Source organism: Microvirga soli, from assembly GCF_016734765.1.
Classification (GTDB): Bacteria; Pseudomonadota; Alphaproteobacteria; order Rhizobiales; family Beijerinckiaceae; genus Microvirga; species Microvirga soli.
Genome location: NZ_JAERQE010000084.1, coordinates 1 through 12,607 on the forward strand (window position 1 = coordinate 1; position 12,607 = coordinate 12,607).

9 protein-coding genes and 3 pseudogenes are annotated in these 12,607 nt (G+C 57.8%); 8 read left to right on the plus strand and 4 right to left on the minus strand.

The window, feature by feature from the left end; all coding sequences use genetic code 11:
* The first annotated feature begins 313 nt into the window (after window positions 1-313).
* Window positions 314-1,099 (plus strand): hypothetical protein, encoded by a 786-nt coding sequence (locus JKL45_RS28060; protein WP_201865083.1) that lies wholly within the window; start codon window positions 314-316, stop codon window positions 1,097-1,099.
* Window positions 1,100-1,678: 579 nt separating this feature from the next.
* Here JKL45_RS28060 and rnhA read toward each other — a convergent pair.
* Window positions 1,679-2,119, minus strand: coding sequence for a ribonuclease HI (gene rnhA, locus JKL45_RS28065; protein ID WP_201865084.1), 441 nt, complete (start codon window positions 2,117-2,119; stop codon window positions 1,679-1,681).
* Window positions 2,120-2,378: 259 nt separating this feature from the next.
* On the opposite strand from rnhA, the gene JKL45_RS28070 reads away from it, so the two are divergent.
* A complete protein-coding gene (locus JKL45_RS28070) occupies window positions 2,379-3,104 on the plus strand; it encodes a LuxR C-terminal-related transcriptional regulator (protein ID WP_246499056.1) in 726 nt (241 codons plus the stop codon).
* A gap of 774 nt (window positions 3,105-3,878) precedes the next feature.
* Here the strand turns inward: JKL45_RS28070 and JKL45_RS28075 are convergent.
* Together JKL45_RS28075 and JKL45_RS28080 are read right to left on the minus strand one after the other, a co-directional pair.
* Entirely contained in the window at window positions 3,879-4,145 is a 267-nt protein-coding gene (locus JKL45_RS28075; RefSeq protein WP_201865085.1) for a hypothetical protein, read from the minus strand.
* 965 nt (window positions 4,146-5,110) lie between these two features.
* Complete coding sequence (locus tag JKL45_RS28080; RefSeq protein ID WP_201865086.1) at window positions 5,111-5,500, minus strand: hypothetical protein; 390 nt, start codon at window positions 5,498-5,500, stop codon at window positions 5,111-5,113.
* A gap of 859 nt (window positions 5,501-6,359) precedes the next feature.
* Here JKL45_RS28080 and JKL45_RS28085 point away from each other — a divergent pair.
* The 6 genes and pseudogenes from JKL45_RS28085 to JKL45_RS28110 all read left to right on the plus strand — a co-directional run bounded on the left by JKL45_RS28085 (window position 6,360) and on the right by JKL45_RS28110 (window position 11,618).
* Entirely contained in the window at window positions 6,360-6,743 is a 384-nt protein-coding gene (locus JKL45_RS28085; protein WP_201865087.1) for a hypothetical protein, read from the plus strand.
* Between the two features lie 86 nt (window positions 6,744-6,829).
* Window positions 6,830-7,372 carry a helix-turn-helix domain-containing protein gene (locus tag JKL45_RS28090; protein WP_201865088.1) on the plus strand — a complete coding sequence of 181 codons (543 nt, stop codon included), beginning with the start codon at window positions 6,830-6,832 and terminating at the stop codon, window positions 7,370-7,372.
* 171 nt (window positions 7,373-7,543) lie between these two features.
* A pseudogene (locus JKL45_RS28095) lies at window positions 7,544-8,914 on the plus strand (IS110 family RNA-guided transposase).
* Window positions 8,905-9,486, plus strand: a pseudogene (locus JKL45_RS28100) (IS630 family transposase); the annotation flags it as partial. The pseudogenes JKL45_RS28095 and JKL45_RS28100, both read left to right, overlap by 10 nt.
* 642 nt (window positions 9,487-10,128) lie before the next feature.
* Window positions 10,129-10,506, plus strand: coding sequence for a hypothetical protein (locus JKL45_RS28105; RefSeq protein ID WP_201865089.1), 378 nt, complete (start codon window positions 10,129-10,131; stop codon window positions 10,504-10,506).
* A 356-nt stretch (window positions 10,507-10,862) separates the two neighbouring features.
* Window positions 10,863-11,618 carry a hypothetical protein gene (locus tag JKL45_RS28110; RefSeq protein ID WP_201865090.1) on the plus strand — a complete coding sequence of 252 codons (756 nt, stop codon included), beginning with the start codon at window positions 10,863-10,865 and terminating at the stop codon, window positions 11,616-11,618.
* Here the strand turns inward: JKL45_RS28110 and JKL45_RS28115 are convergent.
* Window positions 11,608-12,399 (minus strand): annotated as a pseudogene (locus JKL45_RS28115) (IS5 family transposase). The gene JKL45_RS28110 and the pseudogene JKL45_RS28115 sit on opposite strands and share 11 nt — an antisense overlap.
* Between the last annotated feature and the right edge of the window lie 208 nt (window positions 12,400-12,607).

A 12,607-nucleotide genomic window follows, 5' to 3' on the forward strand; every position in this document is an offset into this window, starting at 1 on the left:
TTCGTAAAGCGTGTCTGGGGCATGGAGCACCTCCTGGATCATAAGAAGTGCTCTCCATTGTTCCGAAGCAAGACCAACCCTCGGCTAGGGCGCTGCGGTGTCTGAGCACACCACACCGAGCTGATACGCAACGCGCCCGGTAAGTCCCATTTCAAACAGCCAAGGTTAAAAGCCTGTTCACAGGCACGGGTGCACCTCGGCAGGGTTGCTACCTATGCCCCGTCGCTCCTCCACCTAAGCTGACACGGTCGAGCCATATTGCTCCGCTGTGCTGTCCCCGTAGTGCACGTGACACTTTTTATGCGAGGGTACGATGGCTTTGATCAATTGGGGGAGGACATTTCCCGTAGACCCTTCAACAGGCGAGGTCCTTCCGGTCGGCACGGAGGGCGCATTAGACCTGCCAACCTATGGGAACTATGGAGGCGGCGGTTATTCTGCTGGCGAGTTTGGAGGGAAACTTCTTACTGCGTCTTCGGGCAGACCACTCAGTCTAACTCGTCTGACGAAACTAGGATCAGAATCTGAGGACCCCTTAGACGTTTTAGACTATCTGTTCTACAGGCATGATGTGGCCTCCAACGATGTTGGTGAACGCTATGATCGAGCACAGGCGAAAGCTGACGCATCCTTGGTCAAATCGCTCATCAAGTTAGATGCCAGTTATGATCCTGAAGCCAGTTTTTATGCTGGTGGTGCAACCCTCGCGATGATCGGGCGGATTGCTATCAATGATAAACTACATTTCCTCTCACCCAACCTGCTCATAACAGCCGTTGAGGATGCTGTGGGCGACATCCAATATGGGCTTGAGAACCTGCCCCAGCAGGAACTGATTGTAGCACTCGGTGCCCTGTTCGAGCCGACTCCCGAAACGGGGGTGTTTACGTTCGACTTCGAGGTTGAGACTACCTCAGTTAGACAGGAATTTGTTGAGTACTTAGCATTGAACGCCTTGAACGACGCGGTTGACTTCGGTGAAGCGGATGATGCTCCTCTAAATACAGGCTTCCCAGTCAGTGGCGTAAGTGACTATCAAATCACATTCAACCTACTGACTCGCGACCTAGATCTACTGTCGGTTGAAAGGATCGTTTGAGAACGGTGGTCCCCCTCGGTTGCTGTTGTCGCGTCCGAGGGGACTGTAAAGTCGATCATGCGTGTGTCACTCGACGTAGGGGGCATCCTCTGGCGGCTCAATCGGGCGCGGATAGAGGTTCCGGCGAGGTGCTCGGCGCTCCCAGGGTTCCGCCGTTTCTATATCACCACTAGGCCCACAAACTCGATCTCGTCTGACAACCTCCTCGCCAAACCTGTTGATGTGCTGTCTGGCGACGGTTCTACATCTCTCAACCTCAATGCCACGGGAGGGGTCTGCATAGAGGTTGCGCTCATAGGTGCGCTCAGTTCCGCCATAGCGGTCATACTGATACTCGCTGTAGGAAACCTCAGTGCCTGTAACGCACCCACCTAACAGTGTTGCAACAGCGATCGAAGCGGCAGTGGGACCTGCTCGTTTGGACCAGCTCAACATGAGAGCCTCCCTGTGTACGCTGGCGACACCGACAGGCATCGTCCAGCACCGGCAGGGAGGGTCGGCTGAAACCCTTGAACGGCATCTGAACGGCTCAGTTGCCGTCATCGGTTAGGCAAACGAACCTGTGGGCGATGGCACGAGCTACTTGGCTGCTTGCTGAGCCTCACCGTTGGCCAGCCCATCCACCCGCTCATTCTCAGGGTGACCGGCATGTCCCTTAACCCACTTCCAGGTAATCTTCCGCCCGGCTATCACCGAGTCCATCTGCTGCCATAGGTCCTGGTTTAGGACAGGCTTTCCATCAGCCTTTCGCCAGCCCCTGGCCTTCCACCCACGCAGCCACTCAGTCGCTCCCTTGATCACGTACTGGCTGTCACTGTGGATCACGATGGGGAGACCCTGAGGCACTGCCTCAAGTGCCTTGATGGCAGCTGTCATCTCCATCTTGTTGTTCGTGGTGGAGCGGTCCCGTCCCACGATGATCTGCTCTTCTCCAGCGATGATGACCACGGCTGCGTAACCGCCGGGGCCAGGGTTCCCCAGGCAAGCACCGTCCGTGAAGATGATGGCTTCGTTCGACATAGTGTCCTCAATGAGTGGGTGGCGGGAATGGAACTGCTCTCGGGGAGCGGTTTAGAGCAGTGGAGGGATTAAGAACTGGTGACCCCTAAATCTTAGAGTTCGAGCACAAGTTAAGAGGCTCTTTCCGTAACGGCATTCTTACGTAGTAGTGCGTACCCCTTTGTGGTTACCATGCCCGTCTGCCCCTTGCTCCGTCAGGACATTTATCTTCATTGAAGAACCTGCGGCTGACGATCTGACGGCGCTTTAGGGGGTAGGGATGTTGAGAGATGAGTTTGGTCGTGAGGCCATTGTCGATCCGAGTTGTTCGAAGCCGCCCATCACAACAGCTGTGTTGTGCGGCAATGTGCTGCTTAAGGCAGGTTTTTCTCAACTCTTGTCCCAAACACGCTTTGCTGTGGCTGACTTAGAGGTTGGACTTGGTCCAACTGCTCCGGAAATGCTTATCGTTGATGCGGGTGGTTCGCTCCAACAGACCTTAGATTTCGTTCACAATGCCAAAGGACACCATCCGAGCGCTCGTGTTGTGTTAGTTGCCGAAAGGTTTGACATTGCACTGATTACGGCTGCCGTCTCTGCTGGTGTCGATAGCTTCTGTCTCACAACACGGGGGCACGAGGTCCTCCTCAAGGTCCTTGAACTCACGATCCTTGGTGAAAAGGTCTTGCCTGGAACTGTGTTGCAGTCTATCCTCTATCACACTCATTCGCTTGCCGGTGAAGGTCAGGTTGTTTCCTCCAATGAGCATACCTCGGCTGATCCACGGATGAACAAGCTGTCTCCTCGAGAGACGGTGATCTTGCAGTCACTCATGGGTGGCGAAGCTAACAAGGTGATCGCGAGGAAACTCGACATCACCGAGGCGACGATCAAGGTTCATGTGAAGTCCATCCTGCGCAAGATCGGGGCTGCCAACCGCACCCAGGCCGCTATGTGGGCCAATGAAAACCTACGGGAAACTGACAGGCCTGTCCTTAGCAGTTGATCTAAGAGGGTAGTCTAGAGGTTTACGAGGGGGCGTCACAGACAGTCAAAGGTGGCTGGATGGGGGCGAGTAACTGTCAGCCTAGAAACGCCGCCAGTGACGTGACGGCGACAGCGCAAATGGCTGACCAGGAAGGTCCTGAGGGGACAGCGCCAGCCAACCCGCATAGTGCCCTCAATCCACATTCTCCACAGCCTCCCCCCCGGCCTGTCGACGAACCGGCAGTCCCTGTGAGATGTTCCCTCTTCGTTCTCATGGAGATTCGCTGTGCCGGTACGGAAGCGGAAGCTGACCACAGAGCAGGTTCTGGAAGCTCGCCTCAGGTTCGCCTCGGGTGAACGCGAGTGGGGCAAACTCTCGCGAGACTATGGCGTCAGCCGAGGGGTGATCAAAAGTGCCGTGATGGGAGAGACCTTCAAAGAGCTTCCGATGCCACCCAAGAGGGCTCTGCACGACCGTCCGTTCCCCTATGGCTAGACCGCGCCGGAATCCAAGAAGAGCCTACGATGAGAACGGCAAAGAGATCTAACCAGTAACAGTTGCCACCAACCGTGCATCAGGTCTGCATACGGTGGCTGTCTTCTGTGAAGCACGAGGCTGCCACCACGATGCTGTGGTCTCACTCGATGGGTGGCCAGACGACTTGCCCGTGCCTGACATGTCTCTCCGCCTCCGCTGCTCAAAGTGCGGCGGAAAGAGTATCAAGGTGATGATCAACGTGAGGGAGCTATACGAGAAAGCTCATGGAGCTGGCTATTCGCGCTAGGGCCGGCCTTACTGCGGTCTTGACGCATCTGCCTGGATGGTTGCCAGAACAATTGCAGAGGCTTGAGCCAGGGCGTGTCTCTCGCCGTCTGTAAACGTTGAGATGTTCATGCTGCCAACCCGAGGAGCGCCGCTGAGTGCCTGTTGAGCGAATCTGACAAGAGCTTCTTTGGCGAACCTCTGGCCATCCTCTGAGCCCATCTCGACGAGCATCTTTGAGACGCTCTGGGTCAAGTCATCAGATACTAACTCAACGAGATCGCTGTGATCCATCATTCCTGTCCCTTGCTATGCGTTGACCTTGGCTAGTTTCGTTCAAAGCAAGGCTAGGATGAAGCAGGTATTCTTGAGACAAGCTTAAAGGCCGGGCGGTACTGCCACAGACAGGCGTTTGCTGCCGCGCGAGGTGGCGAGTCCCTCCGGCTAAGAAGTTGCCGCTGGTGACGAGACGGCGATACGGGAAAGGGCATCGTGGAGCTAGGTGGGAACCGAACCGCAGCAATCGCGTTGTTGGGTATTGTTGTGTCAGGGGTAGCCCGTGTTCAAGCAGATGACTTCAGCCATCGACCTAGGGCTTCTGACCACCGCAATTGCAGCCGCGACCGTCGCCCTGACCATCTGCGTCCAACTCCCCTAGCCAGATATGAGAAGGGGCCGCACATGGCAGCCCCTATGGATCTGAAAGGCTAGAGCGGAGTTATCTCCACGGCGAGAGCCCTTCATGATGTCTTTCTGGAACGTTGAGAGCCTCAGGTCCGCGAACCTCCTGGGGCTCTCTTCGTATCTCTCAGCAGCCCCTACAGATGCTTCGGCTCAGTTGGTCTATCCGGCGCTGGCGGGCCTTTTCGAGTGCTTCAGCCTTCTTACGCTGTTCAGCCTGTGCGTCACTTTCTTGAACCGCTGCTGAGGAGGTCTGAGAGGGGGAGGCTTGTGGCTTGCGCGGTTGAGGCCTCTGGTCCTGTGCGGCTGCGGGGTGGGGGATCAGAAGAACCCCGAGGATAGTTGCAACGGCTAGGGTGCGCATTGGTCAGCCCTCCTGAGGTCACTCACCCACGGCAGCTAGGGCAGGAGCTGATCGCCTCAATGGACAGGGCTTTTGGGGAGGGGGCACCACAGGCGGGCGACGATGGTTGAGCGGGGGCGAGTACCCGCCAGTCTCAAGATTGCCGCTGGTGATGAAGGGGAGCGACAGGAATACCGCTCCTGTGACATCGGTAGGCTCATCACGATCAGAGCGGAGATCAGGGGTCGGTGGGCTCCTTGAATCTCAATGGCTGCATCTCGGTGTCTCTAGGGATCCTGAACACGTCGAGAAACCTAGCGGAGGCAGGGCCACCGATCTCAAAGCCTACGTTCTCTCCCTCCGATTGAAGCACATTGGGATCGTCAGGGGTAAGATCGCTGATAATGCCCTGGAGTTGATCTGCTGCCTCTTGTGAAAGCAGGGCAAACCGAAGTTGGACATTCTCGCCCTCAACCTCGGCATTCAGGGACCATTGTTCGCCTGACACGAGCCCCAATCGATTAAGGCTGTCGCTTACATCTCCGAGGAACTTTGCTGCCGTTTGAACAGGAACAATGACTGTAATCGGGAAGTGATGCTCAGTCGTTGCATCAACCAGAACTGCCAAGAGACACTCCACTTAAGGTACTCTAGCAGTTAGCTAATCCGTGCGAAATGGTAGGCAAGGTAAGTACAACCAATGAGTCCTAACCCACCGTAGACACCGAGAGCGAAGCTAATGCGGGGTAGGGCTTTGGAGTAGCTGATCGGGGGTTCGGCGAGCAGCAGCATCACTGACTGTGCCAGCAGGGCGACTAAGGCAGTCACTAGGCTTAAACTTTACGGCTGGATCCAACCCTAGGCCCGACTTTTCGCGCTCGGATTCTCTCCAATCTCATCCTTGGGTATTTCCAGCAACCCCATGGCACCCCTATTTTTAGGAACCTTGCCCGAGATCCAACCCTCATTGGGATGCCATGAGCACTCCCACTTGTCTTTGATCCCGGCTCAGAAGCCGAGGGAGGTAAACGTGGCGAAGTGCCTACCGACAACGAGCTTAGGAGGAAGAGAGAGTTCAAACATGCCGGCCCCTTATGTCTTTGGTTAGTATCGCCACTGATGTGGCTCTCTCAAGCATCTCAAGGAACTTGGATGCACTTGGGGAGGTGCATAGAAGCAGAAAGCCAGGGCTTGGACTGATCGCCAAAGATTGGGACCCGAGGGAGCCCGGAAGAATGGTCGCTTGGGTGACCCCTAGGGGGAAGCAAGTGGTAAGTCGGCTGCTGGAGACTGTGGTGCCTTGAAGAGCCGTCGACCTTCTGAAGGGAAGGGGTCACGCCTGATCTTGTGACCATGTGCGCGAACCTAGGCCTGTAATTGCCCCTACAGGTCAGACCTCAAAGTGCCCTATCTTAAGGGGGCTTTGTTTTTGGTGCGTGTGACAGTTACCCAGATAGAGGCCCCAATCCTCCACGGAGGGCGCAACGATGGCTGAAGCACGGGTCGGGATAAAGGTTGCTGATGACCAGCAGGCGGTCACCATCGAGATTGGTCCTACTGAAGGCCCATCAGCGCCTGTTGCTTTAAACCTTGAGCAACTCACCAAGCTCATAAAGCTACTTGGTCAGGCAAGATCGCGCATGGTCGTGGGAACGCGCAAGCAGCCCCTTGATGGACAGACAGTTGAGACCGTGTTCAACCCGCCCTGGTATATTCAGGTCGCCCAGATTGATGGTTCGCTCTTGGCGTTTGACCATCCATCTTACGGGCCTATCGCCTACGCAATCCCAAGGGGGGACGTGGCGAGTATTGTTGAGGTCCTGAGCGCCCACCTTGCGTTCCCCGAGGGCTCAAAGGGAAAACCAAGCTGATACCAGCTCCCTGAAGGACTGACTCGTTTGTGATTTCTCGGACTGGTGTGGGTGTGATTCAGTTTGGTGAACCCGGGAGGTTCGCCATGCCGATCCCACTGCGATCTGACTTTGATGCATCTCAGCTTCGTGCGTTGGCCAGAAAAACCAAGAATGCTGCCCAGGCGCGGCGACTTCTGGCGCTGGCAGCGATTTATGAGGGAGGCACGCGCACCGAGGCGGCGCGGATCGGCGGGGTGACGCTGCAGATCGTGCGCGACTGGGTGCTCAAGTTCAACGCTCACGGACCCGAGGGGCTCATCGACCGCAAGCCGACGGGCCAGCCCTCAAGGCTCACGGACCAGCATCGCCAGCATCTGGTGCAGATGATCGAGGCCGGACCAATCCCGGCGGTGCACGGGGTGGTGCGCTGGCGGCTGGTGGATCTGATCCAGTGGCTCTGGGACGAATACCACGTGCCGATCGCAAAGCAGACCCTGAGCCGGGAAGTGCGGGCGCTGGGCTATCGCAAGCTGTCGGCCCGCCCGCGTCATCACGCCAAGAGCGATGCCGCCGTGGCGGATTTTAAAAAACCGTCGCGGATTTGCCGTCCGCCTGTGGCCGTAGAAACGGGTTTGGCTCTAGGATAGGAGCGGAGGGGAGCGGCCGTAAGCTTTCTGGTGGCGTGAGACCCCGTTAAAAAACATGGTCCATGGGCTGATGCGGACTTGAGAGTGGTGACGCCCCAGGGCGATCCCGGTTAGGAAGTTGATACTGTCGCACAGCCCAGCCCCTCCTCGGCCCGAGCAGGAGGACGTGTCATGGTGCGACAGAAGCGGTTCCGCAGGCAGCGGGACATCTCCCTCATTCACCCGCATGCAGCCGCTGTCGATATTGGCGCCACCATGCACATGGCAGCGGTCGATCCGGACTGCGATCTAGAGCCGGTGCGCTCCTTCGGCACATTTACGGGCGACCTGCATCGGCTCGCCGAGTGGTTTGCACAGTGCGGCGTGAAGACGGTGGCCATGGAATCCACTGGAGTTTACTGGATCCCCGCCTACGAAGTGCTCGAGCAACGCGGGTTCGAGGTGGTGCTCGTCAACGCCCGGGATGCCAAACATGTGCCTGGGCGCAAAACCGACGTGAGCGACGCCCAGTGGCTCCGGCGCCTGCACGCATATGGCCTGCTGCGCGGGAGCTTCCGCCCTCAAGGCGATCTCGCCGCCCTCCGGGCTTACCTGCGCCAACGCGAGCGCCTGCTGGACTATGCCGCCGCGCATATTCAGCACATGCAGAAGGCGCTGACGCAGATGAACCTGCAACTTCATCATGTCGTGACGGATATCACCGGCGCCACCGGGATGAAGATTATCCGGGCGATCGTGGCGGGCGAGCGCGACCCTGAGGTGCTGGTTGCTCATCGCGACCCTCGCTGTCACGCCTCAGCCGAGATGATCCGGCACGCCCTGGTTGGCAACACCCGCGAGGAACATGTCTTCGCTTTAACTCAGGCGCTCGAGCTCTACGATGGTTATCAGGACAAGGTGGCGGCGTGCGATGGGCGCATCGAAGCGGTTCTGAAGCGGCTGCGGGCCAGCGCGGCACAGCCCCCCGGCCAGTTGCCTCCGGCCCGACACACCACGAAGCAGCCCAACGCCCCTGCCTTTGACGTGCGGGCCGCCCTGTATGCGGTGCTGGGCGTCGACCTGACCCAGATCCACGGGTTGGGGCCCACCCTGGCGCTCAAGCTGGTGGGGGAGTGCGGGACGGATCTGTCGGCTTGGCCGAATGCCCAGCACTTCACCTCCTGGCTTTGCCTGGCGCCCGGGAACAAGATCTCGGGGGGCAAGATCCTGTCGGCGCGAACCCGGCGCTCGGGCAATCGCGCGGCGGCACTGCTGCGGCTTGCGGCAACAACGGTTGGGCGTACCTAGACGGCACTGGGGCCCTTTTACCGACGCCTGTCGGCCCGGATCGGGAAGGCCAAGGCGGTCACAGCGACGGCCCGCAAGATCGCGGTTCTGTTCTACAACACCCTGCGCCATGGCCTCGATTACACTGATCCCGGTGCCGCGTATTACGAGGAGCGGTACCGGCATCGGGTGCTCACCAACCTGCAGCGACGGGCTAAGGCCCTCGGATACGTGCTGCAGGAGACCGGCTCTGTTCCACCAATGGCAGTTTCTTAGGAAGTTTCCCCGCGCGTGTGGCGGAAATCGCGGCCCACGAGGCTAACGGCAAGCCGCTAGAGATCTGGTTTGCCGACGAGGCGCGCATCGGCCAGAAGAACAAGATCACCCGCCGGTGGGCCAAACGCGGCACGCGTCCCTCGGCCCCGCGGGATCTGAGAACCGCCTCCACCGACATCTTCGGGGCGATCTGCCCGGCACACGGCAAGGGAGCCGGGCTGGTGCTGCCGCGCTGCACGACCCAGGCCATGAACGAACATCTGAAGGAGATCGCGCAGGCGGTGGCACCGGGGGCTCACGCCGTGTTGCTGTTGGACCAGGCGGGCTGGCATGTCTCGCGCAAGCTGCAGGTGCCGGCCAACATCACCCTGGTGCCGCTCCCGGCGAAAGCGCCTGAGTTGAACCCGGTGGAGAATATCTGGCAGTATCTGAGGGAGAACTGGATCTCCAATCGGGTCTTCACGTCCTACACGGATATTCTTGATCACTGCTGCGCGGCCTGGACCAAGCTCGTCGACCAGCCTTGGACGATCATGTCCATTGGCTTGCGTGATTGGGCACACGGGTTCTGATCAAGGGGACTTGGTATGAGGCGCTCAAAAGGCTTCTAAGCGTTCACTTGAGGCATCGCTATGGGGGGCGCTCTATGGACACCCACGATCTCAAATCTCTTGTGATCCCGCTTGTGGCAGCCGTTGGCTTGACCATAGCGGGGGTGCTGGTGGCTGTTTATCTGGGCTTCGCTTGGGATTGAGGCAGATCACCCTCGGTGCCAGATGTCGACGCCGTTGGTTGTGGCTCAGGTTTTTTCGAAAGGTATCAGATGTGGTGAATTGCTCACTCTCAATTATGAGCGAACTAGCTGATGCCAAAGACGTGGCCCTATCAAAGCTCTCAAGGAACCTCGACGCGCTAGGGGAGATGCCCTGGAAGGAAAAGCCACGGCTGGGATTGGTGGCCAAGGACTGGGACCCGAGGGAGCCCAGGAGGATGGTCGCTTGGCTGACCCCTAAGGGGACACAGGTGGTGAGCCGGTTGCTGGAGACGGTTTCGTATCCTGCGTGAGTAGCCTGGTTTTGCCTCACGTTATGTGCAGCTTGGTTAGGTATCAAAGGTATATCCGAATAGCAGTTCAAGGAATGGCCTGGTTCTTGCCCCGCGTTGGCCCAGATTACACGTAGCGATAATGGTCAATACGAGTTGCGGGAGGTCGCATGAACTTAGATGATCCTTTTCCTCTTGAACTGGTTTCTTCGCGGGTGAGGACAGCTATCCTTCGTGAGTTTCAGGGCCGTCGCCCCAGCATCCGAGAGATGACGCGGATTTCGGATAAGCACTGGCTGGCGACGCCTGGCGTTGGTGAGGCTGCCCTTGAGGACATTCGAGGTGTGGTTGATGAGCGAGTTTCCAGGGAGGAAAGCTCTTCCTCAACCGCAATGTCAAACGCTGAACTGTTCAAGCGCCTTGCGGCTGTTGATAAGGAGCTTCAGCAAATCCGAACCTTGCTCAAGAGTCGGATGATCGGAGAATTTGGGAACGTGACTGCGCGATCCGACATGCCGCCTGACAGGCATAAGCGGAAGGCAAGCTGAGGCACTCAACAGGCTCCTCAGCGTTGACTTAAGGCATCGCTGTGGGGTCGATCTATGGACACCCACGATCTTAAATCCCTCGTGGCCCCGCTGGTGACTGTCCTTGGTCTAACCATCCTCAGGGTGCTTTTGTCCGTCTATCTGGGTTTGGCTTGGGGTTGAGGTGGTCACCCTCGGTGCCAGTTGTCGGTCCTGTGGGTTGTGGCTCAGGGTTTTTCCGTGACGTCACGGAACTCATCAGCAGCTTTCCGAGTAGCAGCCGTCTTAGCTGCTCTCGTTCTTCTAAGCGCGGATCTCTTACAAGACTGGTGCTGGAACTCTAATCTATAACATAATCAAGAATGATAGAGGTTCAGATGGTCGAAAAGTTGGGTCTATTTCCGTGGAGCGATGAGAGCCTGATTGAACAGCAGAATGATGTCTTTATTAATGGTAATAAAGATTTACTCGAACACATGAAGGTTATCGTCGCTGGGTTAGGCTTCCTTCAAGTCGTGCTTTACAAACAGCCCCACGAGACCCCCGAAGAAGTCACGGCTCTTCGTCTCGGTGTTCGCCTTCTGAACTCGGGTTCTGCGGCTTTGAAGCTCGCAAGAGCTGGCTTTTATCATCCGGCCTTAACGATGGTACGGGACTTGATGGAGGTCGAGTTTCTAATTGACCTGTTTTCGCAGGATCGCGCCCTTCTGACGAAGTGGCTTAGTCTCTCAGCGAAAGAACGCGAACGTCAGTTTAGCCCAGTCAAGGTGCGTGTCGCACTCGATGAGCGAGATGGGTGGACGGAAAAGAAACGAGAGAAGGCTTACAAGCTTCTGTGTGCCTATGCTGCCCATGTGACTCCAGAGGGGTTTGTCGTCATCTCCCCCAACGACCTGACTATCATTGGACCGCATCCTAGCCCTCGCGCCGTGAAGGTCGTTATCGAGGAGCTAATAAAGGTGCTTCCTTCTGCCTGTGGTCATTTCGGGGCTCTCATCAATCCCGAAGTGCCTAAGATCGTAACCGCCCATAGCAACTTCCTCAGGGTACTTGGTGAATGGCTCCCAAAATACGTGTCATCTAGCAACTCTGAGACTACTCAAAGTGGACCACTAGGGCGTGTTAGCGCCTGATCCAATCGATAGTAGCTGCGAGACAAAGCACACCCATGAAGGAGCGTGCGGTCTTCTCATAGCGGGTTGCAACAGCCCGCCACTCTTTGAGCCTGGCCCAGAGGCGCTCGACGACATTGGGGTTGTTGTAGATCCAGTGGGGGCAGGCGACCGGTGCCTCATGGCGCTGCGGCGGGATCGCCGGTCAGGCTCCCATGCTCCAGATGTACTCGCGGAAGCTGTGGCTGGTGTAGCCGCGATCGGCCACCACCCAGGCGGGCACGCCCGGTAGCTTTTCCAGGAGCGGGATGGCCTCCGGCAGCTCATGGGCCTGACCGGGTGCAATCCGGAAGGCAATTGCCCGTCCCAGGCTGTCGGCAATCACGCAAGCCTTGGTGCCGTAGCCGCCACGTGTCCTTCGACAGGCTCAGGATGAGGCGGCCAAGCGCCTGACGATGGTCTCGTTGAGCTTGAGAGCCCCCTTTCGGGCAGCACCCGCCGCTTTCTGGTGAGCCCGCACATTCGTGCCATCGAGGAATGTCATGCCGAGTTGAATGCCCCGTTCTTGCACCAGACTCAGCAGGCGCTCCCAGACACCAAGACGAGCCCAGCGAATAAAGGTCTGAGCGGCCATCCACCAGGGCCCAAGCTCAGCGGGTAGAGCCCTCCACTTGGCTCCATTCTCATGCCGCCACAGAATGGCGCTCATGGTGCGCCGGAGATGGGACGGAGGCACTTTGGCATGTGGCCGACAGGCTTCGACTAGGGGCTCCAGCATCGTCCATTGCACATCCGTCAGCATCATCGTCCCTTCACTCAAAGGACGACAACGCACTCAGACGCTAACAGGCCCTAGTGAAGCGAGCTTATGCTTGGGACCTTCGCAATGAGCCTTCAGTCGGCCAATCGTGGAGGGGAAGAGTACCTTCTCAGGGTGTTGTCACGTTAACCCGCGTCGGGCGCATTGAGGTAAATTCGGCCTCATAACAGTTTCAAGCAGCGACATTCGC